Origin of the sequence: Nonomuraea helvata, assembly GCF_039535785.1 — a bacterium.
Classification (GTDB): domain Bacteria; phylum Actinomycetota; class Actinomycetes; order Streptosporangiales; family Streptosporangiaceae; genus Nonomuraea; species Nonomuraea helvata.
The window spans coordinates 2312052-2338349 of sequence record NZ_BAAAXV010000009.1; the positions used below are offsets into that span (position 1 = coordinate 2312052).

The window sequence follows — 26298 nt, forward strand, 5'->3', positions numbered from 1 at the left end:
CGTCTGAGAGGGTGATGTCAATCCCCTGGAGGTGACCGTGGACGCCGCGGACGAAGAACGTTTCCGCGAGTTCGTCTCTGCCCGCTCTCCCGCCCTGATGCGGCTCGGGTTCCTGCTCACCGGTGGTGACCAGCACGCGGCCGAGGACCTGGTGCAGATCGCGCTGGCGAAGCTGGCGAGCAGGTGGCGGCGGGTGGAGACGCCTGAGGCGTACACCAAGCAGATCATGTACCGCCAGCAGATCAGCTGGTGGCGGGCGAGCACGCGGCGCGGCGAGGTGGTGCAGGCGACGCCGCCCGAACTGGCGGACCGGGATGCCAACCACCAGAGCGAGCTGCGCATGGTGCTGCGGACGGCGCTGGCCAGGCTCACCGCGCGGCAGCGCGCGGTGGTGGTGCTGAGGTATTTCGAGGATCTGCCCGAGCAGGAGGTCGCACGGGTGCTGGGCTGCTCCGTCGGCACGGTCAGGAGCACGGCGCACAGGTCGCTGGCCCGCCTGCGCGAGATAGCCCCCGAGCTGGCCCAGGAACTGGAGGTCGTCAAGTGACCAGGCTGCTGCGCGACACGCTGCATGAATGGGCCGACGAGACCAGGGTGCCGCACGACCTGGCCGACCGGGCGCTACGGAGGCGCGCCTGGAAGCCCGTCGGCATGGTGGTGCTGGCCGTGGGGCTGGTGGCGGCGATCGCCGTGTCCGCCGCCGTGGGCCTGGGAGCCGCACAGAACGCGGCGGACACCGTACGCCCGGCCAGCGGCATCACTCTGCCCGCCCGCCCGTCGCCCGCGCCGACCGACGTGCGGACCGACACCGAGCACAGCCCGCCGGCCAAGCTGATCGCCGCAGGTCGCATGGCCGTGTCCGCCTACTACACCGACAGGCGTGAGCAGCTCTCGGAGAAGGAGCAGCGGATCAGGCGCACCTGGTCGCTGTACGACCCGCGGACCGACGGCTACGAGGAGACCCAGTGGGCCTGGGTGGACGTGGCTCCGGGGCTGCAGGTCGCGGCCGTGCTGGAGGGGGACCTGATCAGCAAGCGGCTGGGCATCCTCGACATGAACACCCGGCAGGTCCTGAAGTGGTTCGACCTGGAGCACCCGGTGGGGTCGGTCGCGTGGTCGCCTGACGGCACCAAGGTCCTGGCCACCGCCTACTCCAGCTACCCCGACATCCTGGAGGGCAAGGGTAGCCAAGTGGCCGCCCGGCCCGGGACCAGCCCGCGTACCGGCTACTACATCGTGGACGTCGAGGCGGGCACGGCCGACTACCACGAGCTGCCGCCGATGACCGACCAGATGAGCCCCGACCAGAAGATCTTCAACATGAACGGCCGTCAGGACCTCGGCTGGAGCCTGGACGGCACCATGCTCTGGGCGCCCACGGCCACCATGCCGGACCGGGTCTTCTACACCCTCGACGGCGAGCAGCGCGAAGCGCCCGAGGGGGCCCGGTACGTGGATTACTCCCGCATCTCGGCGACCTCGCCGAACGGCCGCCTGGTCCTCGGCCCCGACGGGTTGCCGACCAAGGTCACCGATGCCGCGACCGGCCAGGTCGTCGGGCAGCAGCGGGTGCTCCAGCTGCAGGCGTGGGCGGACGACGACAACATCATCGCGCTGGGCTGCGCCGGGGCGTGCAAGAGCGAGTTCAACAACGGGCTGGTCCTGGTGAGCGTGGACGGGAAGCGGATGACCCAGCTCGGCGCCAACCGTGACTCCGAGAAGGACGGCGCCTGGCGATGGGTGCTGACTCCTAGGTAACTAGACCGATCGTTCTCGAATGTGTTAGCTTGTCGCCGTGGCGAGAAGCAAGGAGTTCGATCCCGAGGTCGTGTTGCAGAAGGCGCTCGAGCTGTTCTGGGAGCGCGGGTACGAGGCCACGTCGATGGCGGACCTCGTGGAGCACCTCGGGATCGCTCGGGCGAGCATCTACGCGACCTTCGGCGGCAAGCACGAGCTCTACCTGAAGGCGCTGGAGCGCTACCTGGAGCAGCACAACGTGGTCGAGCGGCTGTCCCGGCCGGGGCCCGCGCTGCCCGCCGTCCGGGCCTTCCTCGACTCGTACGTCGCGGAGTGCCTGGCCGACGAGCAGCGGCGGGGCTGCATGGTGGTGAACACGGCGGTGGAGTTCGCCTCGCGCGACGCCGCCGTGTCCCGCAAGGTGACGGAGAGCTGGGCGGGGCTGGAGACCATGCTGGCCGCCACCCTGGTCAGGGCGCGCGCCCAAGGGGAGATCCCGCCGGAGAAGGACCCGTACGCGCTGGCCAGGTTCCTGCTCGTGCTCCTTCAGGGCCTCAGGGTGCTCGGCAGGGCCGATCCGGACCCGCGCCGACTGCGTGACGCGGTCGAACAAGCCATGGTTGCCGTGCAAATTTGAGAACGATTGGTATGGAATACATGAACCGTTTCGAAGGCAAGGTCGCTGTGGTCACCGGTGCGACCGGCGTCCTGGGGCGTGCCGCCGCGCTGGCGTACGCGCGAGAGGGCGCGGCGGTGCTGGCCGCAGGCCGCGACGCCGCCAAGCTGGCCGACGTCGTGAAGCTGATCGAGGAGGAGGGCGGCCGGGCGAGCGCGTTCGCCGTGGACGTCACCAGCTCGGCCGAGGTAGCCGCCATGGTCGAAGCGGCGCTCGCCCGGTACGGCGGGCTCCACGTCGCGCTCAACGCGGCCGGGATCTTCGGCATGCTGGCGCCGCTGGCCGACTACGACGAGGACACCTGGGACCAGGTGCTCGCGGTGAACCTCAAGGGCGTGTTCCTGTCGATGAAGCACGAGATCGAGCACATGCGCGCGTACGGCGGGGGCGTCATCGTCAACGTCTCCTCCAACCTAGGCGCGCACTGGCGGCTGCCCGGTGCGGCCGCGTACGCCGCCTCGAAGGCCGGGGTGAGCTTCCTGACCCGCACGGCGGCCCGTGACCACATCGCCGACGGGGTACGGATCAACGCCGTCAGCCCCGGCCCGATCGACTCGCCCATGTCGATGCGCCCCGGCGAGACCCCGGAGCAGCGGGACGAGCGCATGAAGGGCGCGCTGCCGATCGGCCGGGTCGCCACGCCGGAGGAGGTCGCCGCCGCGGCGCTCTGGCTGTCGTCGCCGGAGTCGAGTTTCGTCGTCGGCCAGGACCACGTGATCGACGGCGGCGCCACTGCCTGATGGCATGACGATCAGCACTCATACATTCATGCAACATAGGGTGCAGCATTTTTTGCTGCACCCTCTGCTGTACATTTGGCTGCATGAGTGTTCGCAAGAGCGTCCCGATGGGACCTGAGGATGTCAACACTCTGGAGCGCATGCACGCTCCTGTCAGCCCCGAGCGCCAGGCCCTGGCGCAGCTCACCGGCCAGGAGTTGAGCGCCAGCGCCTCAGACGCAGAGATCCTCGCCGCGTTGGTCCGCGCAGGACGGGATGCCGTCACTCATCAGGTGGCAGCCACCGGGTATGCGGCGTGGGCGGCCGAGATGGACGACGAGGACCACGCTTACCGCACCGCTCGCCGTGGCTGGGACCGCGGCAACGCGATGGGCGGTGGAACGCGAGCGTGAACGCTGCCCCCAATATCGTCCCCGTCCGCGGCCGGATTTATCGAGCCGATCTCGGTTTCGGGCTTAAGCCATGGCTCGTGGTCTCCAACAATGCCCGCAACAACGCCATCGATGATTGCCTGGTAGCGCGGATCACCACCACTCGCCGCGATCTGCCATCCTGGGCCGCCCTGCGCGCTGGTGACCCACTCGCCGGCTACGTCAACTGCGACGACCTTGGCCCTCTGTACCGAGACCAGATCGTCGCCGATCTAGGGGCGCTCTCGATGCCCACGATGATGGACGTCGGCCGGGCGCTACAGCACGCCTTGGCTCTTTGACCTGCTCCCCGCCCTAAAGGGACGGGAATTCCCGTGCCGCTATGCGGCAGCTCGTGCCGCTTGCGCGGCTCGTGCTGTGGAACGGGGTGCTTGACGTTTCGCGGACCCAGATGGGTCTCCACGCCCTGAGACGACCAGCCCGGCCGCCTGTCCTTTGGCCTTGATGTTCCTGGCCCCGACGATGTCGGCGTGCCCGGTGTGCCCGCAAGAAGTGCAGGAGAAGATCGCTTGGCTCTTGCGGCTCTTCTCGTCTACCTTCCCGCACGCAGGTTCCGGGCACGTCTGGGACGTGTACGCGGGGTCGATCTTATGGATGACGCTGCCGGTGTAGCGCGCCTTGGCGCGCAGAGCGACTTCCAGGCCGTACCAGCCCTTGTCGAGAATCGCCTTGTTGAGCCCGGATTTCGCGGCCGCGCCGTTGCGCAGGAACCTGCCCGGTCGGCCGGGGTCGGGCTTGGGCTTGACGGCCGCGCTCATGCCCTTGGTGTCCAGGTCTTCGATGACCACGTGCCCGTACCTGCGGGTGAGCCGGTGCGCGGCTTGGGCGTTGAAGTCAGCGCGCCGCCACCGCACTCCATGAACCCGGTGAAGAGCGGCACGAAGATCACACACAGCACGCCGTAAACGCGTAGGAACACCGCCGGCTCCTGGATCTACGAACTGACCGGTTGGGGCGCTGAGCTGGAGCCCATCGTCACCAACCTCGCCCGATGGAGCAGCCGCTCTCCCGCACTGCCACATGACGCCCCGCTGAGCGCCGACTCCGCCGCCCTGTCACTGAAGGCCCTGTTCACGCCGGCCGCCGGCGAAGCGCTCGATCTCATCGTCGGCCTGCGGCTCGGTGAGCACCATTTCCTGCTGCGGATGGACGGCGATGGCCTCCACCTGGCCCGCGTCGACTCCAGCCCGGCACAGGCGGACCTGGTCATCGAGACCAGCCCGCAGGCGCTGGCCGCCGTGCTCGGCCGCGCCCGCACTCTCGACGACGTCCTCACCAAGGGCGACCTCACGCTGACCGGGCCGCGGGCCGCCGCGGAGCGCTTTCTACGCCTCTTCCCACCCCCGGAGCCGGTCACCGGACTTTCCGCGCGTCAAGGGTAAGAGGGGTGGACGTGCGACTCGACATGCGTGCTCGAGCCGCTGCCCCTGACGCGGAGGTACGGCCCGCGCCCCCGCTGCGGAGAGGACGCGGGCCGTACGAGGTGATTCTCAGACCCGGCTGATACGGACCGCGTCAGCGATCACGAGGCCCGTGCCCGAGGTCCAGCGGCTCACGCCGACGGCGTTGTAGGTGCCGGCGTTGAGCGAGAAGGTGCCGAGGCTCTTCCAGGCCCCTCCTCCGGAGCGTTGGTCGACGTAGACCGTCTGGTTGCCGCCCGACGCCGCCACGATGTACGGCGCCGAGCTGTTGTATCCGGGATCGTCCGGATACCAGACCTCGACCCGGTACGTGCCCGCGCTGGGGATGGTGGCCGAGTACCACGCCGGGTCGCTGGTGGCGAGGGGGTCGGCGAAGCGGTAGTCGGCGCCGTAGCGCTGGCTGGAGTAGGTGGAGGTGCCCCAGTTCGTGCTGGCGGTGAACTGGCCGGAGGTGCTGTTGTCGATGGTCGTGGACCACGACGGGGTGCTGCCACCGGTCACGTAGTTCATGTACGTGGTCCAGTTCCAGTACGGGCCCGGGTCGGTGTGGTCGGAACCGGGCACCTCGACGTGCCCGATGATGTGGGTGCGGTCCTTGGGGATGCCGTACTTGTCGCAGATTGCCCTGGTCAGGGCCGCCGATGCCCGGTACATCGCGTCGGTGAACCACGAGGCCTGGCTGACATAGCCCTCGTGCTCGATGCCGATGGACCTGGTGTTGTAGGTCCAGTTGCCGGCGTGCCAGGCGATGTCCTTCTCACGCACCATCTGGGTGATGGCGCCGTCGGAGGACCTGACCACGTAGTGGGCCGAGACCTGCGCGCTGGAGTTCTGGAACCAGGAGATGGTGCCGGCGTACGAGCCCTGGGTGACGTGGATGATCACCCGGTCGATGGCGTAGCTCGACGGCCGGCTGGAGGCGGTGTAGTTGCTGGAGCTGGCGGCCACCCAGGACGCCGGCGGGTAGTCGGCGCTGGCCACCTGGGCCTGCGCGTTCAGCTGGGGGGCCGTGGCGAGGTCGCCGCGGTCGGCGGTGACCTCCTGTGGCTTGACCCGCACGCCGCTGGTGTCGATGCCGAGGCCGAGCTGCTCGTACACGGCGTCGGCGTAGAGCCGGGCCGTCTCGGGCGAGGAGGCGTTGCCGTACTTGGCCACGGCCTGGTACCAGCGGCCGACGTCCTTCCTGGCCGTCTCGTCGAGGCCCAGCGCGTCGGCCTGGGCACGCAGCACGGCCGCGCCGCCGAGGATGTTCGCCTCGTCGTCGGCCTTCAGCTTGTCGACCGGGAGCTTGGTGAGCTCGGCGGCCTTCTCGAGCGAGTGGTTGGTCGGGTTACTGACCAGGTGCATGACGCCGTAGCCGTTGCTGGCACTGGGCTGGCCCTTGTGCCCGTCGAGGTGGGTCTCGGCGTAGGCGAGCGAGACGAGCAGGTCGCGGGGCACGTCCTGCGCGGCCGCCGCCTTGGCGAAAGCGGCTTGGAGCGGGCTGTCCTTGGTCACCGCCAGCGCGGGCTGGCCTGCGGAGATGAGAAGGGCGGCGAGGGTTGAGGTAGCGAGAGCGGCTAATCCCGTACGGGCGGGGGTCATCGGTGCTCCTCGTAAAGGGGGGACGGCTGCACCGTAAGACATCTCCTGACATATGTCGATAATTGACATTACTCGGGAGTTAGGTGAAACTTTTCGCCCTCATTTGGGACGCCGGTGGATCTCAGAGAAGAAAACTATTGCGCTTTCCGGTGATCGCGCTGAAACTTCTCTTCGTGACCGCGCTCGTGCGTACCGTACTGGCGGCCCTCACCGCCGCACTCGTCAGCATCGTGGCCCCCACCGCCTCCCCAGCCGCCGCCATGGCCTGCGCGACCGATCCCGCCACCCCGAAGCGGCAGCTCAGGGCCATGTGGATCTCATCGGTCGCGAACATCGACTGGCCCAGCCGCACCGGGCTGAGCGCTTCGGCGCAGCAGGCCGAGTTCCGCGCCTGGCTGGACCTGGCCGTCCAGAAACGCATGAACGCCGTCGTGGTGCAGATCAGGCCCACGGCCGACGCGTTCTGGCCGTCACCGTACGAGCCCTGGTCGCAGTGGCTGACCGGCACCCAGGGCGGGAACCCCGGGTACGACCCGCTGGCCTTCATGGTCAACGAGGCTCACGCCCGCAACCTGGAGTTCCACGCCTGGTTCAACCCGTACCGGGTCGCCAACAACGACGACCCGAGCAAGCTCGTGTCCACGCATCCGGCCCGGCAGCACCCCGACTGGCGCTTCGCGTACGGCGGGAAGCTCTACTACAACCCCGGCATCCCCGAGGTGCGGGACTTCATCGAGGACGCGATCATGGACGCCGTCTCCAAGTACGACGTGGACGGCGTGCACCTCGACGACTACTTCTACCCCTATCCGGTGAGCGGCCAGACCATCCCCGACTCCGCCGCGTACGCCCAGTACGGCGGCTCGTTCACCAACGTCGGCGACTGGCGGCGCAACAACGTCAACCTGCTCGTCCGCGAGCTCGACCAGCGCATCCACGCGGCCAAGCCGCACGTGTCGTTCGGGATCAGCCCGTTCGGCATCTGGCGCAACGCCGCGACGGACCCGCTCGGCTCGCGTACCTCGGGGCTGCAGTCGTACGACGCGATCTACGCCGACAGCAGGCAATGGGTGAAGCAGGGCTGGGTGGACTACCTGTCGCCCCAGATCTACTGGAACATCGGTTACTCCGCGGCCGCGTACGAGGTGCTCACCGCCTGGTGGTCCGACGTGGTCCGGGGGACCGGCGTGCAGCTCGTCGTCGGCCAGGCCGCCTACCGCGCCGGGGCCTCCGGGCAGGACGCGGCCTGGCAGGACCCGGCGGAGCTGAGCGACCACCTGACCGACAACCGGCAGCATCCCGAGGTGGTCGGTGACATCTTCTTCAGCGCCAAGGACGTCAAGGCCGACCGGATCGGGGCGATCACCAAGCTGGTGAACACCCACTACTCGCGGCCCGCGCTGTTACCGGCCCGGGGTTCGTCGGCCGCGCCGTCCGCGCCCGCGCTCACCTCGGCCGTCCAGGGCTCGAACGGCGTCCAGCTCGCGTGGACGGGCTCGGGCACGTCGTACGCGGTGTACCGGGTGGCCGGGGCACAGTCCACGGCGGACCCGTGCTTCTTCGCCGACGCCCGGAACCTGATCACCACGACCCGGCAGACGTCCTTCACGGACACGACCGCCGCGTCCGGGTCCTACACGTACTACGTGACAGCGCTCACCGGGACCCACCAGGAGAGCTCGCCCAGCGCGGGCAAGGCGGTGGGAGGAGGAGGCTCCGCCTTCAGCGTGGTGGTCGACAACTCCGACGCGGGCTTCACCGCCGGCTCGAACTGGGGCACGTCCACCTACTCCTCGCAGCTGCACGGCATCGACTACCGCTTCGCCAATCCGGTCTCGGCCAGCGACCCCGCCTGGTATCAGGCGACCATTCCGAGCGCCGGGAGCTATCGGGTGGAGGTGTGGTATCCGGCCAACTCCGGGTACAACAGCGCGACCCCGTACATCGTCGCGGCCTCCGGCGGCAACCAGACGGTCACCGTGGACCAGCGCAGCGGCGGCGGGCAGTGGCGGGTGCTGGGGACGTACACGCTGGCGGCGGGCACGTACAACGTGGTCGGGGTGAGCCGCTGGACCTCCACGACGGGCTACGTGATCGCCGACGCCGTACGCATCACCAAGACATAGCCGTCAGGGGACGATGATCGTACGATGGGCCGGTGGACGGTGTCCGTCCGCGGCCCATCGACGCGGTCGCGGCCCTCGTCGCTGGGGGCTTGACGCTGGCGACCGGTTACACCGGTCCGGTCCTCGTGGTCCTGCTGGCGGCGGCGGTGCCGGTGCTGTGGATGCGCAGGATGCCGCTCACCGTCGCCTGGACCAGTGCGGGCACGGCGGTCGCCCTCCTCGTGCTGGCGGTGGCCGTGGGCGTGCCGCCGCCGGCCGGGGCGCTGATCTGGCCGCCCACGTGCGCGTTCGCCGCGTACGGCGCGATGGCGTACGCGGGGGAGCGCCGGCGTGCCGCCCAGCGGTGGCTGCCGGTGATCGTCCTGGCCCTCGCCGTCCTGGCCGTCCCCGACCGGCTCCCCCTGATCCTCCGCACCGACACGGCGATCGCGCTGGCCGCTCTCTACGGCATGTACGTGGCCGTCAGCGAACGTCTGCGCCGCGAACTGGCCGAGCGGGCCGAGCGGCTGGAGCGCGAGCGGCTGGCGGGTGAGATGCACGACGTGGTCACCCACCGGGTCAGCCGGATGGTGCTGCAGGCCGGAGTCCTGGCCATGACGTCGGGCGACGAGCGTGCCAGGGCGGTCGCCGAGGAGTTACGCGCCACCGGGGGCGAGGCGCTGGAGGAGCTGCGTCACATGGTGCTGCTGCTCCGGCGCGGCACAGGAGAGGGGTTCGACCTGGGGCTGCCCCTGCCCGACCTGCGGCCGCTGGTCACGGAGTCGGCGCAGGCGGGGGTCCCGGTGGAGCTGGCGGTGGACGGGACGCCGGTGCCCGTGGCCGGCTGTGTGGGGCGTACCGCGTACCTGCTGGTCCAGGAGGCCCTCGCGAACGTCCGCAAGCACGCGCCCGGCGCGGAGGTGCGGGTGCTGGTCCGTTACCTCCCCGGATCGGTACGGATCACCGTCCGCAACACCCCTGGCCGGCCGGCCGCCTGGATCGCATCCGGCGGGCCTGGCATGGGGCTGCTGGATCTGCGGCAGCGGGTGGAGCTGGCCGGCGGCACCCTGGAGGCCGGCGAGGACGACGACGGAGGCTTCCGCGTCGAGGCCGTCCTGCCGGCCTCGTAGGTCAGCGCCAGTCGCCGATGATGCGCTGGAGGTCGGCGGCGGCCTGCTCCAGGTCGAACCCGGGAAGGGCCTCGCTCAGGAGGGCGTCGACCTGGCGGTCGGCGTCGGCGTATGCCAGGTCGAGGGCCGCCACGACCTCCTCCCCCAGGTCATGGCTGCTCATGCGTAGGGCGCGGGGGGCGAGGGAGACATTCAGCACGCTGCCTTCGGGATTCACGGACGCCTCGACGTGGCCCGACCGGCCCTTGGCCGTACCGACGATCTTGTCGATGTCCTCTTGGGTCGCCTCCAACGCGTCCAGCATCTGCGCGCCCTCGCGGGCGGGCCCGTCCACGTCCCGGACGCCGAAGTCGTTCTCCGGATGGAACACGCTGTGCCTCTTAGATCAGATCGCGGATGGCCTGCTCGCCGCGTGCGCGGACGAAGGTCTCGTCGAGCGGCTCGGGGAGGGCGTCGGCGCGCCTCGACGCCTCGTCCGCGATCTCCTGCGCCTGCCGTGTGGCGTCGGCCTGGGCCGTCTGGAGCACCGCGGTCACCACGCGGCTGAGTTCCCGCTCGTTCATTCGCAGCGCCCGCGGGTCGATGTTCAGCCCCGTCACCCGGCCCTGACCGTTGGCGGTCGCCGACACCAGACCGTCGGCGCTCTCCGCCCGCCCCTCGAGCTGGCCGATCGCCGTCTGCGCCGCGTGCAGGTCACGAATCACCTCCTGACAGCGTTTCGTGTACTCGGCCAGGAATGCCGCGTCTTGCTCTGGTGCGGGTACAGGCATGTCGACTCCATGCGGATTTCAGTGAAGGGGGCCCGGCTTCCGCTTGACCGACGACGCTCTCGGCGCGATCTCGGTGAACCGGGTGGTCTATCTGCTACTGACCCAGGCACTCGGTCATCGCTTCGCCTACCTGGTCGTGGCCGATGCCGGACGATGTTACGAGGCCACTCTTCCGTTCTTCTTCCGTTTTTCTTCCGTTCCGCACGCGGTTCCGTGAGACGTAGATCTCATGAATGGGAAGTTGCCTGTTGTCCAGATTTGTCAATGTATGGTCAATGGGCATGACGGGATTGGAGATCGCTCTGGGGGCTGTGGGGCAGGACGCCTCCCGGATCAGAACCCACGCAGAAGAGCACAACGCCGCGCTCAACCCTCTCGTGCAACGGGGGGACGGAGTCTCGTCCTGGGGGGACGACGGCATGTTCGGCATGTTCACCGCCATTTACGCGGATGCCCGCGAGACCTCGATGGCCGCGCTCACGGCCCTGTCCACGACGGTCGGCGAAACCGGCGACGGGCTCGCCCGCGTGGTCCGGAACACCTCCGAAGCTGAGGCCGCCAACGCGCAGAACGCCGATGGCATATGGCGGTGATGCTCGACCCGGTCGCAGCCGGGATGATGCAGATGATCGGCCACTGGCCGAACATCAACGAGGACGACATGCGGGCCGAGGCCGGCGCCACGCGCAACGCCGCCGCAGCCCAGCTCGCGTCGGCGACACAGGCGGAGACGACGGTCCGCGGCGCGCAGCAGAACTACCGCGGCGGCTCCGCCGAAGCCATGCAGACCCAGTGGAACAGGCTCGGAGTCAACGGCGGATCCCTCGCGCAAGCCAGTCAGGCCTTGAACGTGGCACCCGCGGGCCTGGAAGGCGCCGCCTCCGTGGTGTCGGCGGTGAAGGTCGTCTCAGGCATGCAGGCGGCGGCCACGGCCGTCTCCGTGGCGAAGCTGCTGGCGTTCGGGGGCGCGGCCGGAGCCTCGTTGGCCGTGGCGCGGATGAGGCTGGCCCAGACCCAGCTCAGGAAGGCCCAGGCCGAGGGCATGGAGATCACCGGCAAGCGGCTGGGGGAGGTGATCGTCAAGAAGGTGACTGGGCCGATGCGCCGCATCCTGGATGACCTCCCCCGTCGGGGCAGCCCCGGCGGGCGCCTGGCCCTGGCCGGACCGCGCGGCGGGATGCCCGTGCGGCCTGCCGGCATGAGGGCTTCGTCCGGCCCCCGCTCGGCCGAGAACGGCATCGCCCGGATGTCTCCCCGCAGGAGCGGCAACGGCCGCCGTGGCGGCTGGAGAAGAAACCGCGGTGGGAACGGCGGCAATGGGGGGCGGGGGTACGAGGTAACGAACGACGGAAGAATTCACGGCAACCCTCCCACCAGCGCGAGGGGAATGTCGAAAGCAGAAGCGGACAGAACGCGGAGGGAGATAGAGAGGAGCATCAACACAAGGGAGAAAGAACTGGATCGGCTCGGCTCTGAGGTCGGGCACGAGGAGAAACTGAAGAGAGAAAAGGACGCCCTCAGGCAGTTCAAGGAGAGCATGCAGCGGCGGGAGTACCACCAGGATCACGGGAGCAGCCCCAGCGCCGGAGGGGGTCAGGATCTCAGTGATTTTGAGAAGAGTATGGGGCGGAAGCCGTACTGGAACGGCGAATACTGGGAGTAGTCGATGCAGACGCAAACAGGCGACGCTCTGATCGAGCGTATTCGCACGCATCCGGCCCACGACAAGATCATGGGCGAGGCCGCCAACGACCTGCTGAGTGAGCTGTATGCGGGATACCCCGTCGAGAACCTCGCAAGGCTCCTTCACAGCGGCGAAGAGGTGGTCGTCGGCGTAGCCTCGTGGCTGCTCTCCGAGCTGGCCGAGCTCGCGGCCCCGATGATGGCCGAGCTCCCGGCCCTGCTGTCCAGCCCGGTCCGCAACACCCGGTACAGCGCGATCACCGTCGCGCTGGAGAACGCCGACGAGCGTCACGGGCCCGTCATCGCGCAGGTCCTGAACCTGTGCCTGGATCCCGACAGCGCCATCCGCTACAAGATGCTGGAGTTCCTGACCGATGCCTCGCTCGAGCAACTCGAGGCAGGGCGGTCGTGTCTGCCCCCCGGCCAGGTCAAGGAGTTGGTCGAGTGGCTGATCCTCCAGGACGGCGAGGAGCCCGACCTGGCCGGCATCGTCATCAGGCTGGAGGCAGGCGACCCGGTGACCCGGCTGTTCGCCGCGGCGGCCGCCGCGAGCCTGTCTGGCGAGGAGGACACGGACCTCCTGGAGCACGCGGCCATGGTCGAGGAAGAGGCGATCCGCTCGTTCGCCCAAGAACGGCTGGAGCGACTGCGCGAGGGCGATCAACGCTGATCGGCCAGGAACGGACGGAAGTCTGACCCGAGCCTCAGACCGCGACGGGCCCGTCGCTCTCCCACCGGATGAGCACCGTCCTGTGCGCGGTCTGCGCGCCGGTGCGCGGGTCGATCGCGAAATCGCCGAACAAGGTGGCCGTCCGCAGATCGGCGGCGGCCGGCCACAGCTCCGCGCGCCGGGTGCCGCCCGCCCGTTCGGCGCAGTGGGCCGCGATGATCGCGGCGGCGACCGCCTGGGCGGCGGGATAGTCGGGCGGCCTCCCGGCCCTTTCCCGGTACGCGTCGAGGAAGTCCCGCTCGGAGATCCCCACGGCCGGCTCGCCCCCAAGACCGGGGAACCACTGCGCGATCCCGTAAACCCCCCGGGGATCACCCACGGCCGTGCCGAACTCCCGCACCCCCGCGGCCACGGCACAGACCACCCGCGAGCGGCCGGCCCGCCCGACGGCCGCCACGTCCTCGTCGAAGGACCCGGCGCACAGGAGATTCCAGGAGTCCTCCACCGGGCCGCCGCGCACCACCGGGATGCCCTGCTCGTTCGCGGCCCGCGCGGCGCCGTCGGCGACCTGCCGGGCGAAGCCGCCCTTGCCGTACATGATCCGGAGCGGACTGAGATCGCCGATCTCCACGAGGTGGCGGATGAACGGCTCGGCGTACCGGCTGGCCGGGGTGAGCACCGAGACGACATGTCCGGGGCGCGCCGCCTGGACGTCGTCCCCGGCACCGCCGTGGTTCCAGATCAGGTGGTTCAGTGCGGCGCCGAGGCGGGCCGCCCGCCGCATGAGTTGCGTCGAGTACGGCCCCAGCAGGAGGTCGCACTGCCCCGCCAACCGGGGGAGCACGACGTCCAGGGTTCCGGGTTCGCTGCGGTCGTCCTCGATGATCAGCTCCACGGACGGGTCGAGCGCGCGCCAGGTCGTGAGCCCGAGCTCGACCTGCTCGCCGAAACGGGCGTGCCTGCCTGACAGCGACACGGGCGCCCCGATCCGTAGTGCCACGTGTTCCTCCTGCCCGAGACGCTGCGGGCCACTCAAATGAACCGATCCCGCCTCACGATGCGATAGATCGGACATGCACCTCTTCCCGGTACGGCGCCGAGAGCCACCTCCCATCGGCCCGGACAGCGACGACGCCGAGCTGCTGGCGGGGGTGGCCGCCGGCCGTGTGGAGGCGCTGCGGCTGCTGCACCAGCGGCACGCCCCCTGGCTGCGGGCCCGGCTGGCGCGCCGCTGCGCCGACCCCGACCTGGTGGACGACGCGCTGCAGGACACGTTCGTGTCCGTCTGGCGGGACGCCCGCCGCTTCCGCGCCTCGGAAGGCGAAGCGGCCGCCTGGATCTGGACCATCGCGATCCGCCGCCTGATCTCCGCCCTGCGCCGCCCGGCGGCCCCGGCCGTTCCTCAGCCCGACGCCCGTCTGATCACCGAGTCGGCCGAGGACACGGTCCTGGTCGGGGTGGAGCACGGCCGCCTGGGTGAGGCGCTGGCCAGGCTCTCGCCCGAGCTGCGCGCCGCGATCCAGGCCACCGTACTCGACGGGCTCACCACCAGAGAGGCCGCCGAGCTGCTCGGCGTGCCCGTGGGGACCGTGAAGACCCGCGTCATGCGGGCCAAGGCACAGCTCAGGGGGTTTCTGGCATGAACAGTCAATGGCACCTGCCGGACGAGCTCATGGAGCACTACGTCACCGGCCATCTGGAACCCGCCCAGGTCATGTCCGTCGAGAGCCATCTCGCCGGATGCGCGCGTTGCCGGGCGGCGGTCCCGTACAGCGTGGAGTGGCTCGACGCGAGCTGGGCCGGGATCGAGGACGTGGTCGACCGGCCGCGGCCGCGACCGCTCGCGCGGGTGCTGCGGCGCGTCGGGGTGCCCGAGCACGTGGCGGTGTTCCTCGCGGCCACACCCGCGCTGGCCAGGGGATGGCTGGTGGCCATCGCCTCGACGCTGGTGTTCGCGGTGGGCGCCGGGCAGCTGGCCGCCCGCCACCCGGACCTGGAGCCGTACGCGATGCTGCCCTTCCTGGCGGTCGCGCCCGTGCTGCCGCTGGCCGGCGTGGCGCTGGCCTACGGGAGGCACGTCGATCCCGTCTACGAGCTGCAGGCCGCCACGCCCATGGCCGGCGTCAGGTCGCTGCTGCTGCGCGCGATCGCGGTGCTGACCACGGCGCTCGTGCTGACGGGGCTGGCCACGCCGCTGCTGCCGGGCCGGCCCGGGCTCGCCGCCGCGTGGCTGCTGCCCGCGCTGGCCCTGATCGTCGCCATGCTCGCGCTCTCGACGTGGGTGTCGCCGCCGATCTCCGCGTCGGTGTTCGGGGCCGGGTGGATCTGCGCGGTGGTGGGCGGCGAGCAGCTGGCGTTCTCGCTCGAAGCCCAGATCGGGTACGCCCTCGCCGCGCTGATCCTGATTCCCCTCGTCTACCTGCGGCGCGCCCGCTTCGACCCTGGAGGACCCGTATGGAACTGACCGTTCGCGGCCTGACCAAGAGCTTCGGCCGCAGACTCGTGCTCGACTCGCTCGACCTGGACTTCGGCAAGGGCGTGACAGGGCTGCTCGGCCGGAACGGCGCGGGCAAGACCACGCTGCTCCGCACGCTGGCGACCACCCTGGCGCCGGACGGCGGGCAGGTGTGTGCGCTCGGGCTGGATCCCGCCGACCGCGCGCAGCGCACCGAGCTGCGCCGCCGCCTCGGCTACCTGCCGCAGAACCCCGGTTTCTACCCGCACTTCACGGTGTTCGAGCTGGTGGAGTACGTCGCGATCCTGAAAGAGCTGACCGACAGGCGGGACCGGCACCGCGAGGTACGCAGGGTGCTTGCGGAGGTGGAGCTGGCCGACCGGGCGAAGACCAAGGTACGCAAGCTGTCGGGAGGCATGCGCCAGCGGCTGGCCCTGGCGCAGTCGCTGCTCGGCGACCCTGATCTGCTCATACTCGACGAGCCGACCGTGGGCCTCGACCCGGAGCAGCGGATGCGGTTCAGGGCGCTCGTCTCCAGGCTCGGCGAGAGCCGTACCGTCCTGCTGTCCACCCATCAGACCGAGGATGTCGCCGCCCTGTGCGAGCGGGTCGTGGTGATGAAGGGCGGCAGGAGCGTGTTCGAAGGCACGCCGGGAGAGCTGGCCGGGGCCGCGCGGGGGCAGGTCTGGCTGTCGGACCGGGCGCCGGACGCGGCGCGGCTGTTCTGGCGGACGGCAGACGGCCGCTACCGCGCGCTCGGCGACCGGCCACCGGGCGGCGTGCCCGCGGAGCCGGGCGTCGAGGACGGCTACCTGCTGCTGCTCGACGAGCCCGTGGAGGTGACCGCGTGACCGGCTCGCTGGCGCTCTTCGAGGCGCGGCGGCTGCTGCGCAGCCCTGTCCTGTGGGGCGCGGCGGTGCTGGCGCTGGCCGCGGCGGTCGCCGGGGGCAGCGCCTGGCTGCCCGACATGACGATGGTGACGATCGGCTCCGTCACGGCCTCGACGATCGTGGGGGCCGCCATCATGATCTCCGCCAACCTGGCCGCCGGGCGCGACCGCCGCCACGGCCTGCCGGAGACGCTGGGCGCGCTGCCGGGGCGGGCGGTGACCCGTACGAGGGCGGTGGTGCTGGCGGCTCCCGCCGTGGGCGCGCTCGTCGCGGCCGTGATGATCGCCGCGCACCTGGGGTACGTGTGGGCGACGGGCCCGGTGGCCGGGCGGATCGACGTCTACGAGGCGCTGGGCGGGGTGGCCCTGGCGATGCTGGCCGCCGGCGTCGGCGCGGCGCTGGCCCGCTGGACACCGTGGCTGGTCATGCCGCCGCTGCTGATCTGCCTGCTGGCCTTCGCCGTGGCCGTGAACCCGCGGGGCGAGTACGCGGGCGGGTTCCTGCCGCTGGTGATGAACCACAGCCTGGAGTGGGGACCCAGGCCGTCCAGACAGCACCTGGCCTATCTCGTGGCGGTCGGGGTCGTCCTGGCCGCCGCGGCGCTGCTCAGGCACGGCCTGCGCCCGGTCCGGGCCGTGGCGCTGCTGGCGGCGCTGGCCGTGGCGGTGCCCGCGGGGATGGCGGCCACCGCCTCGGCCAGGAGCGGAACCAAGCTGCCCGCACAGGTGTGCCGGACGTACGAGGGCGTCTCCTACTGCGTGTATCCGGACTACGTGGCGTGGATCCCGGTCTGGGGCAGGGCGCTGCACCCTGTCCTGTCCGCCGTGCCGGAACGCGTCCGGGCCCGGATCCCGGTGGTCCGCCAGCGGGTGCCTACTCTCCGCGCCTTGTCGGAAGTGGAAGGGCCTGCCACCTGGACCGTCTGGTCCACCGATCCCGCCCAGCACCAGGCGTTGCTCCTCGGCGAGGTGGCCGGAACGCTTACGGGCCTGAACACCGCCGGGTGCCACGCCGGCCGGGCCCAGGCGATGGTGGCGCTCTATCTGGTCGGGCGGGCCGGTCCGCTGCTCGACGCCCCGCCACCGGAGGCATGGGAAGGCCGCGGGGATCGTTACGTGGTGGAGGTGCCGATGGGGGCCAACGGCTCGCTCGCCGTGCCCGGCCAGCTCCACGGCTCACGGTACGGGGCCGCCGAGGTCGGGTACGCCCGCCGCCTGCTGGAGCGGCCGGACGCGGCCGAGCGCGTACGCGCCCACTGGGACGCGCTCACCGCCCCCGGCACCACCATCGAGCAGGCGCTGCCGCTGCTGGGCCTGCGTGAGGAGTTCCCGGTGAAGGAGGTCCCGTGCCCGTGATCGCCCTGCTGCGCCCGCTCGCCCGCGCCATCGACTGGCTGCCGGTCGCGGTCGCCGCCGCGCTCACCCTGCTGCTGGCCGTCGTGGTGAGTCCGGGTGCGGACCTCGAGGCCGGCCACGGGCTGCTGCTGCTCAGGATGGCCGGCGTGCTGCTCGGGGCGGCCGCCGCGTTCGCCCTGGTGGACGGGATGGAAGTGAGCACGGGGGCGGTGCCGGTGCCCCGCTGGGTACGGCAGTGGGCCAGGACCATCATGGCGGGCACGGCTGTCGGTGTCGCCTGGGCCGCCACGTACGCGGTCGTCGCCCTGCGGGTGCCGCCCGGCAGCCCGTCGCTGGCCGGTGCGGCGGTGGAGGCGGCGCTCTGCGTGCTCGTCGGACTCGCCGGGGCGGCGCCCGCGGTGCGGCGGAACCACGCCAGGCCGGCCGGGCTGGCCGGAGCCGTCGTCGTGCTCGTCCTGTACGTGGTGACGCAGCGCGCCGGCGCCTGGCCGGTGCCCACCAGCGCCGAGTGGGACACGGTCCACGCATGGTGGCTGGCGACGATGCCGCTCCCGCTCCTGGTGCTCGCCGTTGCGCACCGTGATGTGCGCTGAGGAGTGTCGCGCTTGAGCCGTCCGGCCCTCTTGTACGTCAATGGAGATGTGAAGATATGGCGAATCCTGCTCCTGCCGGTGCTCCTGCTGGCGCTGACCGCGTCCATGACGCCCGCGCAGGCGGCCGCGCGGAAGAAGGTGCTGGTCGACTTCAGCAAGGAAGGGGGGTTTGTCGGGTTCCACGACCGTGTGATCGTCTACGACAACTTCTGCGTCCGGCTGAGCCGCCGTACCGGGCCGGCCGTCGACAAGTGCCTCACCGGCAAGGAGAAGCGTACGCTCCAGACGTACCTCAAGAGCCTGAAGATCGGCAGCTCCGAGCCCCCGCCGCAGGGGGCGGACTTCCTCAAGTACACGCTTGCTTATAAGAAGCAGCGCGCCACCCGCTACACGCTGCCGCCGAGCTGGCAGCCCGTGGTGCAGGAGCTGGAGAAGATCATGCAGAAGTACTGGGCTCCGGACTGAGCGGCCCTTACCTGAGCGCGTCCACCGGCTCCATCCTGGCCGCACGCAGCGCCGGGTAGAGCCCGGCCAGCAGGCCCACCACGGCGCCCGCGACCGGGGCCGCGACCGCCAGTCGCAGGTCCAGGAGGGGCGTCCACTGCTTGGCGGCGGAGACCGCGACGACCGTGACGATGCCCAGGGCGGCGCCTATGACGCCGCCCGTGAGGCCGATCAGCGTCGACTCCAGCAGGAACTGCGCCGCGATGTGCCGCCTGGCGGCGCCGAGCGAGCGGCGCAGGCCGATCTCCGGGACGCGCTCCATCACCGTGACGAGCGTGACGTTCGCGATGCCGACCGCCCCGACCACGAGCGAGACCAGTCCGAGGATCAGGAAGAGCGCGTTGACGTCGTCCTGCGCCTGGTCACGTGCCCTGGTCGGGCTGGGCGGGGCGACCACCTGCAGCATGTCGCCGTTCCCCGGGCTGAGCGCGGTGGGCGCCTGCCGGGCGATCAGCCCCGCGGCGCCCAGGCTCGTGTTGACCAGCACCCTGGTGACGTCGCTCAGCCCGAACTGCCTGCCCACAGTGGGCGGCACGAGCACGGCGGTGCTCAGGTTGCGCTCGCGGCGCAGGTCACCCAGGATCCCGATGACCGTGTACGCGTGCTTGCCGATGAAGATCGCCGGTGCCCGGTCGAGCCGGGTGACGCCGAGCATCTTGGCCGCCTGGTCGCCGATCACCGCCACGCGGTCGCGCCGCGCGATGTGCCCGGCGTCGTAGAAGCGGCCCTGCACCATCCGGCCGCGTGCCGCCTCCGGCAGGCCGGTCGTCGCGGCCAGCACGGTGAGGGTCTGCGTGGTGACCCGGGTCGGGTCCACGATGTCGTTGGAGCGCACGGACACGTTCTCGCCGTCCTTGGAGTCGGCCACCGCGGCGGCGGACTCGACGCCGCGCAGCCTGGTCAGCCGGTCGATCGCGTCCCACTCGACGAGCGGGGCACCCGGCGACTCCGGCACCTCGACGGTGATGGCCGTGGCCACCAGCGCGTCGAAGCGGCCGACGATCTGGTTGCCGGCGGTGGCGGCCACGCCGAGCGTGATGACCAGCGTGGTGATGCCGAGCACGGTCCCGAGCGTGGTGAGCGCCGAACGCACCGGCCTGGCGAGCATGCCGGCGACGGATTCGCCGATCAGGTCGCGTACGTGCATCATTCCTCCACCAGCAGGCCGTCGGTGATCCGCACCCGCCGGCCGGCCCGCTCGCTGACCTCCTGCTCGTGGGTGATGACCACGATCGTCAGCCCCTGCCCCCGCAGCTCGTCGAACAGGTCCAGCACCGCCTCCGTGTTGCGGCTGTCGAGGTTGCCGGTGGGCTCGTCGCACAGCAGCAGTGACGGCTCGCCCATGAGGGCCCTGGCGATGGCCGTACGCTGGCGCTCGCCGCCGGACAGCCGGTCGGGGAGGAAGCCCGTCCGGTGGCCGAGGCCGACTCGCTCCAGCGCCGCCAGGGCCCGCTCCCGCCTGCCGCCACGCCGCTGCTTCCGGTAGATCTCGGCGAGCATGACGTTCTCCACCACGCTGCGGTGGGAGAGCAGGTGGAAGGCCTGGAAGACGAAGCCGATCCGGTCGCCGCGCAGCCGGGTCCTGGCCCCGTCGCGCAGGGCCGTGGTCTCCGTCCCGTCGAGCCGGTAGCTGCCTGAGGTGGGCCGGTCGAGCAGGCCGAGCACGTTCAGGAGGGTGGACTTGCCGGAGCCCGACGGGCCCACGATGGCGAGGTAGTCGCCCTTGTCCACCCGGAGCGTGACGCCGTCGAGCGCCAGGACCGGCGGTTGCGAGGGGAACTCCCTGCCGACGTCCACCAGCGAGATCACCGGCTCAGGCACCGCTGACCACCACCCGGTCGCCCTCCTTGAGCGCGCCGGTGACCTCGACGTTCCCGTCGGCGGTCAGGCCCGTACGCACCTCGACCTCCTTGGTCTTGTCGGCCGCGTACTCGACCTGCACCCGCGCCTTCCCGTCCGCAGCGGTGATCACGGCGGCCACGGGCACGACCAGCACCGGACTCTTGGTCGCCCCCACCGTCACGCGGGCCGTCACCGCGGTGCCGGCCTTGAGCCCCTTCGTCGAGGCAGGCGTGAGCAGCACCGGCTCCGCCCCGTTCGCGGGTTCCTCGGCGCCGGGCACCTTGGCCTGGTCGCCGACCGCGGTGAGCGCCGCCTTGTACGTCTTGCCGCTGTCGAGCTCGATGCTCGCCTCCATGCCCGTGCGCAGCAGGTCGGACTCCGTCGCCTCGACCGACCCGGTCACCATGAACGTCGAGCCGGTCACCGTGGCGATCTCGTTCTGGACCTGCTGCCCCGCCTTCACGGAGACCTTCTCCACCCGTGCCGGCAGCTTCGGCAGGAACACCACCTCGCCGGGCGGGATGGAGGTCCCGTACGTACGCGCGAACTCGGCCAGCATCGCCCTTGCCGCGGCCACGTCCTTCCTGGCGCCGGTGACCTTGAGCCTGGTGGGGGAGAGCTGCCTGGCCTGGCGCAGTGCCTGCTCGGCGGTGGCTTTGGCCTCCTTCGCCGTGCGCACGGCCTTGCGCAGCTCTTCGAGCCGCTTGTCCCTGGCCTGCCGCGCCTCCTCCGAGGCCCGGTCGCGGGCCTCGTGTGCCGCCGCCAGGTCCGCTCTCGCGTTCTCGACCCGCATCTCCAGCAGGCTCGTGTCAGTGGAGGTGGTGGGCTGCGGCGCGGCAGTGGGCCCCGGGGTGGCCCCCGAGGCCGGTGGGGTCGGCGGGTTCCTGGCCGCGGCGAGCTCCTGCTCCGCCTGCGCGAGCTTCTCCTCCGCCGCGCGCACGGCCGCGTCCGCGGCCGCCAGCTTGGTCTCGTCCTCGGGCGTCGCCTCCTGCGACTCGGCCTCCTTCAGCGCCCGCTCGGCCGACTTCAGGTCCACCTTGGCGTTGGTCAGCTTGATCTTGAGAGGCAGGACGTCGCGTCCCTGGTCGAGGGTCTGCTGCTCGGTCGCCAAGGTCTCCTGGGCGGTCTGTACGGCCTTGCGCAACGTGTCGTACTGCTGCCGGTCGAGCAGCGTGGGCTGCTGGGCCTCGTACCCCTTCTTCGTGTACATCCGGGTGACCGCCGAGATCGTGGCCCGGTCGAACACGCCCGTGGCGGGGGCGCCGTAACCCAGCCGGCGCAGTGCCCGCTGGAGCTGCCGGACGTCGTCCCCCTTGGTGCCGGGGGCGATCGTGCGGTGCATCGGCACGGACCCGCGCAGCGCGAACACCGGGCGGCCGTTGACCTCCATCAGCACCGCGCCCTCCTTGAGCCTGCCCCGGTGCGGGGCTCGCGTGGCGCGCTGCAGCTCGGAGGTGCCGCCGACCACACCGGCCAGGCTGATCGGCAGCGGCGAGCCGTACTCCAGCGTGCCGCTGAGCACGACGGTGCTGACCAGCTTGCGGCGCTCGACGGCGGCGGTGATCAGCGACGCTCTGGGCGCGGCCCGGCGGGCCGCCTCGTCTGCGGGTGAGCGTAACCGGGTGCTCACCGCCCACCCCGCCCCGGCGACGAGCACGACACCGGCGATGACGCCGGCGAGGAGATTACGTGGTCTCATTCACATGCCGTACTGCTCGTCGACCCGCGCCCTGATCGCCCATTCCTTCGGGAGGTAGGCGGGGTAGAAGTCCTTGCCGCAGTCCACGTCGTCGAGTGCCGCCCTGATCTCCTTGGCCAGGTACGGCCTGGCGTCCTCTGGAGTGAGCGTCGGTGCGTAGTACATCGGGACCTCGTCGGCCTTCTTCGGAGGGGCGACGTCGGGCACATCCTTCATCTGCGCCCTGCCCAGCTTGTCCTCCTGAGCGTGGAACTCCGTCGAACCGCGCTCCGCCATGGCCATCGGCGTGGTGTCCGCGATCGCGTAGCCCTTGCCTTTCAGGCAGGTGGCCATGGCGGTGGCCAGCTCCACGAGCTTGGGGTCGCTGTTGACCGTGGTCCTGACGGCCCGGTTCGAGGCCTTGCCCGCCTCGTTGAAGAAGTTGACGCCCTGCTTCAGATTCAGGCCGTAGAGCTGGTTGGCCGTCGTGATCTCGCAGGCCTCCATAGCTTTCCGGTACGCCTGGTTCTGCGCCTTGGAGAGCGAGGACTGGATCTTCAAGTTGGGGTCCACTGCTTGGGGTTTGTCGGGTTTGACCTGCGGGTTGCCCAGCTCTTTGGGGTAGACGTACAAGGCAAAGACCCCGAAGCCGTATTTTTCGCGATATTTCCGCATCGCCTGGTAATCGCCAGCATCCCGGAGGCGCCCCTCCTCGGTGCCCTCCGGCCGCGGATACACGTACGGGATGTACTTGAAGCCCTTCTGCTTCATGCAGTCGGCCTTGGCCGCTTGGAACTGGTGTTTCTTGTCCTTGGCCGCCGTCGCGCCGGCCGAGGGCGGGGCGGCGGTCTCAGTGGCGCTCCCGCAGCCGGAGAGCGCGGCCAGAGCCAGCAGGGCGGCGGCGGCCACGGGGAATCTGGTGAGCATGGCGAAGATCGTCCTTATCTCACATACCGAACTGTTCGTTGACCTTCTGCTGGATCGCCGACTCCTTCGGCTTGTAGGCCGGGTAGAAGTCCTTGCCGCACTCGATGTCGTCGAGCGCCGCCTTGATCTCCTTGTCCAGGTACGGCCTGGCCTGCTGCGGTGTGAGGGTCGGCCAGTAGGACATCGCGATCTCGCCCTCCTTCACCGGGGGCGCGACGTCGGGCACGTCGTCGCGTTGCGCGCGGCCCAGCTTGTCCATCTGGGCGAAGAACTCTCTCCAGCCGCGATCGGACAGGGCGACCGGGGTGGTGTCGCCGATGGTGTAGCCCTTGCCCTTCAGGCACGTGGCCATGGCCGAGGCCAGCTCGACCAGTTGGGGGTCGGCGTTGAGTCCGCTCTTGAGCGCCCGATCGCGGGCCTTCTTCCCCTGGCCGAGGTAGTCCATCTCCGACTTCACGTCCAAGCCGAGCACGTGCTTGTAGGACGTGGCCTCGCAGACAGTCATGGCCTTCTCATAGGCCTTGAACTGGGCTTTGGAGAGCGAGCCCTGGATCTTCCCGTTCGGGTTGGTCTCCGGCGTGGCGTTTTCGCTTTTCGACTCCTGCGGGTAGACGAACTCCCGGAACACTCCGAACCCGTACTTTTCGCGGAATTTCCGCATCTCCTGGTAGTCGCCGGATGAGCGCTTCTTCGACTCCTCGGTCTCCGGCGGGTCCTGATAGACGAAGGCGACGTACTTGAAGCCCTTCTGCTTCATGCAGTCGGCTTTCACCGCTTCGAGCTGGTGCTTCTTGTCCTTGGTCGCCGTCGCGCCGGCCGAGGGCGGGGCGGCGGTCTCTGCGGTGCTCCCGCAGCCGGAGAGCGCGGCCAGAGCCAGCAGGGCGGCGGCGGTCACGGGGAGTCTGGTGAGCATGGCGAAGGTCGTCCTTAGTCCATGGGGCAGGGCCGGCGGTGTCAGTAGGCGAACTGGGCCCTGATCTGTGTGTCGATCGCCGACTTCCGCGGCGTGTAGGCCGGGTAGAAGTCCTTGCCGCATTCCAGGTCGTCGAGCGCGGCCTTGATCTCCTTGGCCAGGTACGGCCTGGCCTGCTCGGCGGTGAGCCTCGGCATGTTGATCGGCTGGCTCTGGCCCTTCTTCGTCGGAGGCGGGACGTTGGGCACGCTGTCGTCCTGCTCCCGGCCCACCTTGTCCAGCTGCTCGAAGAACGCGTTCTCGCCGCGCTTGGCCATGGCCGTCGGCGTGGTGTCACCGACGGTGTAGCCCTTGCCCTTCAGGCAGGTGGCCATGGTGGCGGCCAGTTCCATCAGCTTGGCGTCGGTGTCGAGCGTGCTGGAGGTCGCCCGCTTCCTGGCCAGCGCTATCTGGTTGTAGTAGTCGATGTTCGATTTCAGGGTCACGCCGAGGACCTGCTTGCCCGCCGTGACCATGCAGGCGTCCTTGGCTTTGTAGTAGGCGCCCAGCTGAGTGTCGGAGAGCGCCTCCTGTATCTTCGCGTTCGGGTCCGCGGCGCCGCGTTCGCCCTGGGCCTCCGTGGTGTCCATCTCCTTGGGGTAGATGAACTCGGCGAAGATCCCGAAACCGTATTTTTCGCGATATTTCCGCATGGCTTGGTAGTCGCCCGCGGCCCGGCTGCGGTCCTCTTCGGTCTCCGGCAACTCGGGCTTCACCCACGCGACGTACTTGAAGCCCTTCTGCTTCATGCAGTCGGCCTTGGCCGCTTCGAGTTGGTGCTTCTTGTCCTTGGCCGCCGCCGCGCTGGGAGAGGGCGGGGCGGCGGTCTCTGCGGCGCCCCCGCAGCCGCAGAGGACGGCGAGGGCGAGCAGCGCAGTAGGCAGCGTCTTTCTCGTCATGGCGGGGAACCATACTCTGTTTAACGAAGTATGGTCAATCCAGACAGTGCCGCCGCCTCCGGAACGGCGCGGAGGTGGCCCCGAGGGTCAGCACGGTCAGCACGCCCCAGTAGGCCAGGTGCTGCCTGGTCAGCTCCTCGGCGTGCGTGGTCAGCTCAATGGACGTCACCAGCAGGTAGATGCCCGCCGCGAGCGCCCACCGGTGGTCGCGCGTCAGGTAGCAGCACGCCAAGGCCAGCCCGAGCGCCGTCGCCTCCACCGCCAGCCTGCTCAGGCTGAGCGGGAAAATCGTGTCCTCCTCCATCCAGTGGGGGCCCGCCCACGCGATGGCCACGGCGGCCGGCCACCACCACCACGACCGGATCCGCAGCGCCTCCCGCCGTCTCGACGCGAGCACCAGCAGCCCGATCAGCACCACCGCGTAGGTCGCGGCGACGGCGAAGGGGCTGCTGTCCGCGAACAGGCCCTGGGGAGTGAGGAAGGAGGGCTCGACCGGCAGCAGCGTCCGGTTGAACGCCTGCCATCCGCCCGCGACGGCGACCGCCTTCACGCCCGTGACCAGGGAGAGCGGGAACGCCACCAGCACCCGTCCGCGCAGGACGGCCAGTAACGCGAGTGCCGACAGCAGCGTCCACAGCGGTATGGCAGCCGCATAGGGGAGCAGCGCCGCGAGGTTCGCCGCCGCCACGGCCGTGATGCCCAGGTGCAGGCCGTCCACCCAGGCGCTGCCTGTCGCCTGGTGGGCGACGCGGCTGCGCACGCCGCCCGTCAGCAGGCCCCACGCCTCCCTGAGCGCGGGGACCGTCCTGCCGGCGTCGGCCGACTCCAGCAGGACGTCGAGCAGCTCGTCGCCGTGCGCCGCGCGGTACTTCCGCGGATACGCGCGCAGCAGCCTGCGGTAGCGACGTTCGAGGGCGGTCGGGGGCTGGGGCGCGGTGGCGGTCATGTGATGGGGCGCAGCACGAGCTGGGCGGCCTCGTGCATGCGCCTCGCCTCCGCCTCGACCAGCGCCTGACCCTCGTCGGTGATCCGGAAGTAGCGCCGGTTGCGGCCGTTGACCGTCTCCTCTCTGTCCACGCTGATCACGCCCCGCTCATTCAGGCGCTCCAGGATGCCGTAGAGGGTGCCGACCGAGGGCTTGACCCGGCCCCCGGACAGCTCCTTGATCGACTTGCTGATCGCGTGGCCGTGCAGCGGGCCCGCGCGTAGGGCGGTGAGCACGAAGTACATCGGCTCACTCACTTCAGAGGTTCCCC

At 70.3% G+C, this 26298-nt stretch carries 32 protein-coding genes; 19 read left to right on the forward strand and 13 right to left on the reverse strand.

Annotation, left to right across the window (positions count from 1 at the left end):
- Positions 1-37: 37 nt before the first annotated feature.
- From ABD830_RS44140 to ABD830_RS44165, 6 genes are all read left to right on the forward strand, one after another.
- A complete protein-coding gene (locus ABD830_RS44140; protein ID WP_345000782.1) occupies positions 38-547 on the forward strand; it encodes a SigE family RNA polymerase sigma factor in 510 nt (169 codons plus the stop codon).
- Positions 544-1758: a hypothetical protein gene (locus ABD830_RS44145; protein WP_345000784.1), complete on the forward strand. Its 1215-nt coding sequence runs from the start codon at positions 544-546 to the stop codon at positions 1756-1758. The genes ABD830_RS44140 and ABD830_RS44145 overlap by 4 nt, the downstream gene beginning before the upstream one ends.
- Before the next feature lie 37 nt (positions 1759-1795).
- Positions 1796-2374 (forward strand): TetR/AcrR family transcriptional regulator, encoded by a 579-nt coding sequence (locus tag ABD830_RS44150; RefSeq protein ID WP_345000786.1) that lies wholly within the window; start codon positions 1796-1798, stop codon positions 2372-2374.
- A gap of 20 nt (positions 2375-2394) precedes the next feature.
- Positions 2395-3153 carry an SDR family NAD(P)-dependent oxidoreductase gene (locus tag ABD830_RS44155; RefSeq protein ID WP_345000788.1) on the forward strand — a complete coding sequence of 253 codons (759 nt, stop codon included), beginning with the start codon at positions 2395-2397 and terminating at the stop codon, positions 3151-3153.
- An 83-nt stretch (positions 3154-3236) separates the two neighbouring features.
- The gene (locus ABD830_RS44160) at positions 3237-3545 is read left to right on the forward strand and encodes a molecular chaperone GrpE (RefSeq protein WP_345000790.1); all 309 of its coding nucleotides are present in this window, start codon (positions 3237-3239) and stop codon (positions 3543-3545) included.
- Positions 3542-3865, forward strand: coding sequence for a type II toxin-antitoxin system PemK/MazF family toxin (locus tag ABD830_RS44165; protein ID WP_345000792.1), 324 nt, complete (start codon positions 3542-3544; stop codon positions 3863-3865). The genes ABD830_RS44160 and ABD830_RS44165 overlap by 4 nt, the downstream gene beginning before the upstream one ends.
- 39 nt (positions 3866-3904) lie before the next feature.
- On the opposite strand, the gene ABD830_RS44170 is transcribed toward ABD830_RS44165, so the two are convergent.
- Positions 3905-4438, reverse strand: coding sequence for an RNA-guided endonuclease InsQ/TnpB family protein (locus ABD830_RS44170; RefSeq protein WP_345000794.1), 534 nt, complete (start codon positions 4436-4438; stop codon positions 3905-3907).
- Positions 4439-4729: 291 nt separating this feature from the next.
- On the opposite strand from ABD830_RS44170, the gene ABD830_RS44175 reads away from it, so the two are divergent.
- On the forward strand, positions 4730-4966 hold the full coding sequence (locus tag ABD830_RS44175) for a hypothetical protein (protein WP_345000796.1): 237 nt from the start codon (positions 4730-4732) through the stop codon (positions 4964-4966).
- 108 nt (positions 4967-5074) lie between these two features.
- On the opposite strand, the gene ABD830_RS44180 is transcribed toward ABD830_RS44175, so the two are convergent.
- Positions 5075-6589 (reverse strand): golvesin C-terminal-like domain-containing protein, encoded by a 1515-nt coding sequence (locus ABD830_RS44180; protein ID WP_345000798.1) that lies wholly within the window; start codon positions 6587-6589, stop codon positions 5075-5077.
- Between the two features lie 173 nt (positions 6590-6762).
- Here ABD830_RS44180 and ABD830_RS44185 point away from each other — a divergent pair, with 173 nt between their 5' ends.
- Positions 6763-8715, forward strand: a complete 1953-nt coding sequence (locus ABD830_RS44185; protein WP_345000800.1) for a family 10 glycosylhydrolase — start codon at positions 6763-6765, stop codon at positions 8713-8715.
- 32 nt (positions 8716-8747) lie between these two features.
- Entirely contained in the window at positions 8748-9824 is a 1077-nt protein-coding gene (locus tag ABD830_RS44190) for a sensor histidine kinase (RefSeq protein WP_345000802.1), read from the forward strand.
- A 1-nt stretch (position 9825) separates the two neighbouring features.
- On the opposite strand, the gene ABD830_RS44195 is transcribed toward ABD830_RS44190, so the two are convergent.
- The gene (locus tag ABD830_RS44195; protein ID WP_345000804.1) at positions 9826-10194 is read right to left on the reverse strand and encodes a YbaB/EbfC family nucleoid-associated protein; all 369 of its coding nucleotides are present in this window, start codon (positions 10192-10194) and stop codon (positions 9826-9828) included.
- Positions 10195-10204: 10 nt separating this feature from the next.
- Entirely contained in the window at positions 10205-10594 is a 390-nt protein-coding gene (locus ABD830_RS44200; RefSeq protein ID WP_345000806.1) for a YbaB/EbfC family nucleoid-associated protein, read from the reverse strand.
- Positions 10595-10637: 43 nt separating this feature from the next.
- Between ABD830_RS44200 and ABD830_RS44205 the strand changes: the two genes are divergently transcribed.
- The 4 genes from ABD830_RS44205 to ABD830_RS44220 all read left to right on the forward strand — a co-directional run bounded on the left by ABD830_RS44205 (position 10638) and on the right by ABD830_RS44220 (position 12947).
- A complete protein-coding gene (locus ABD830_RS44205; protein WP_345000808.1) occupies positions 10638-10811 on the forward strand; it encodes a hypothetical protein in 174 nt (57 codons plus the stop codon).
- A gap of 64 nt (positions 10812-10875) precedes the next feature.
- Positions 10876-11187 (forward strand): hypothetical protein, encoded by a 312-nt coding sequence (locus ABD830_RS44210; RefSeq protein ID WP_345000810.1) that lies wholly within the window; start codon positions 10876-10878, stop codon positions 11185-11187.
- The gene (locus tag ABD830_RS44215) at positions 11187-12257 is read left to right on the forward strand and encodes a WXG100-like domain-containing protein (RefSeq protein WP_345000812.1); all 1071 of its coding nucleotides are present in this window, start codon (positions 11187-11189) and stop codon (positions 12255-12257) included. The genes ABD830_RS44210 and ABD830_RS44215 overlap by 1 nt, the downstream gene beginning before the upstream one ends.
- Positions 12258-12260: 3 nt before the next feature.
- Positions 12261-12947 carry a hypothetical protein gene (locus ABD830_RS44220; protein ID WP_345000814.1) on the forward strand — a complete coding sequence of 229 codons (687 nt, stop codon included), beginning with the start codon at positions 12261-12263 and terminating at the stop codon, positions 12945-12947.
- Positions 12948-12981: 34 nt separating this feature from the next.
- Here ABD830_RS44220 and ABD830_RS44225 read toward each other — a convergent pair whose 3' ends face one another.
- A complete protein-coding gene (locus ABD830_RS44225) occupies positions 12982-13947 on the reverse strand; it encodes an ABC transporter substrate-binding protein (RefSeq protein ID WP_345000816.1) in 966 nt (321 codons plus the stop codon).
- A gap of 73 nt (positions 13948-14020) precedes the next feature.
- Between ABD830_RS44225 and ABD830_RS44230 the strand changes: the two genes are divergently transcribed.
- Genes ABD830_RS44230 through ABD830_RS44255 form a run of 6 tightly spaced genes read left to right on the forward strand, consistent with a single transcriptional unit; the run spans position 14021 to position 18705 of the window.
- The gene (locus ABD830_RS44230; protein WP_345000818.1) at positions 14021-14590 is read left to right on the forward strand and encodes an RNA polymerase sigma factor; all 570 of its coding nucleotides are present in this window, start codon (positions 14021-14023) and stop codon (positions 14588-14590) included.
- Positions 14587-15411 (forward strand): zf-HC2 domain-containing protein, encoded by an 825-nt coding sequence (locus ABD830_RS44235; protein WP_345000820.1) that lies wholly within the window; start codon positions 14587-14589, stop codon positions 15409-15411. The genes ABD830_RS44230 and ABD830_RS44235 overlap by 4 nt, the downstream gene beginning before the upstream one ends.
- A complete protein-coding gene (locus ABD830_RS44240) occupies positions 15402-16253 on the forward strand; it encodes an ATP-binding cassette domain-containing protein (protein ID WP_345000822.1) in 852 nt (283 codons plus the stop codon). The genes ABD830_RS44235 and ABD830_RS44240 overlap by 10 nt, the downstream gene beginning before the upstream one ends.
- Positions 16250-17647: a hypothetical protein gene (locus tag ABD830_RS44245; protein WP_345000824.1), complete on the forward strand. Its 1398-nt coding sequence runs from the start codon at positions 16250-16252 to the stop codon at positions 17645-17647. Before ABD830_RS44240 ends, ABD830_RS44245 begins: the two co-directional genes overlap by 4 nt.
- Positions 17638-18240 carry a hypothetical protein gene (locus ABD830_RS44250; RefSeq protein ID WP_345000826.1) on the forward strand — a complete coding sequence of 201 codons (603 nt, stop codon included), beginning with the start codon at positions 17638-17640 and terminating at the stop codon, positions 18238-18240. Before ABD830_RS44245 ends, ABD830_RS44250 begins: the two co-directional genes overlap by 10 nt.
- Positions 18241-18288: 48 nt before the next feature.
- A complete protein-coding gene (locus ABD830_RS44255; protein ID WP_345000828.1) occupies positions 18289-18705 on the forward strand; it encodes a hypothetical protein in 417 nt (138 codons plus the stop codon).
- A gap of 7 nt (positions 18706-18712) precedes the next feature.
- On the opposite strand, the gene ABD830_RS44260 is transcribed toward ABD830_RS44255, so the two are convergent.
- From ABD830_RS44260 to ABD830_RS44295, 8 genes are read right to left on the reverse strand one after another with little or no spacing between them, the layout of a single operon-like run.
- Positions 18713-19894 (reverse strand): ABC transporter permease, encoded by a 1182-nt coding sequence (locus tag ABD830_RS44260; RefSeq protein WP_345000831.1) that lies wholly within the window; start codon positions 19892-19894, stop codon positions 18713-18715.
- Positions 19891-20565, reverse strand: a complete 675-nt coding sequence (locus tag ABD830_RS44265) for an ABC transporter ATP-binding protein (protein WP_345000833.1) — start codon at positions 20563-20565, stop codon at positions 19891-19893. The genes ABD830_RS44260 and ABD830_RS44265 overlap by 4 nt, the downstream gene beginning before the upstream one ends.
- On the reverse strand, positions 20558-22285 hold the full coding sequence (locus ABD830_RS44270; RefSeq protein ID WP_345000835.1) for a peptidoglycan-binding protein: 1728 nt from the start codon (positions 22283-22285) through the stop codon (positions 20558-20560). The genes ABD830_RS44265 and ABD830_RS44270 overlap by 8 nt, the downstream gene beginning before the upstream one ends.
- The gene (locus ABD830_RS44275) at positions 22286-23191 is read right to left on the reverse strand and encodes a hypothetical protein (protein WP_345000838.1); all 906 of its coding nucleotides are present in this window, start codon (positions 23189-23191) and stop codon (positions 22286-22288) included.
- 19 nt (positions 23192-23210) lie between these two features.
- On the reverse strand, positions 23211-24104 hold the full coding sequence (locus tag ABD830_RS44280; protein WP_345000839.1) for a hypothetical protein: 894 nt from the start codon (positions 24102-24104) through the stop codon (positions 23211-23213).
- 41 nt (positions 24105-24145) lie between these two features.
- The gene (locus ABD830_RS44285) at positions 24146-25042 is read right to left on the reverse strand and encodes a hypothetical protein (RefSeq protein WP_345000841.1); all 897 of its coding nucleotides are present in this window, start codon (positions 25040-25042) and stop codon (positions 24146-24148) included.
- A 34-nt stretch (positions 25043-25076) separates the two neighbouring features.
- Positions 25077-25988 carry a hypothetical protein gene (locus ABD830_RS44290; RefSeq protein ID WP_345000843.1) on the reverse strand — a complete coding sequence of 304 codons (912 nt, stop codon included), beginning with the start codon at positions 25986-25988 and terminating at the stop codon, positions 25077-25079.
- Complete coding sequence (locus ABD830_RS44295; protein WP_345000846.1) at positions 25985-26284, reverse strand: PadR family transcriptional regulator; 300 nt, start codon at positions 26282-26284, stop codon at positions 25985-25987. The genes ABD830_RS44290 and ABD830_RS44295 overlap by 4 nt, the downstream gene beginning before the upstream one ends.
- Positions 26285-26298 lie beyond the last annotated feature (14 nt).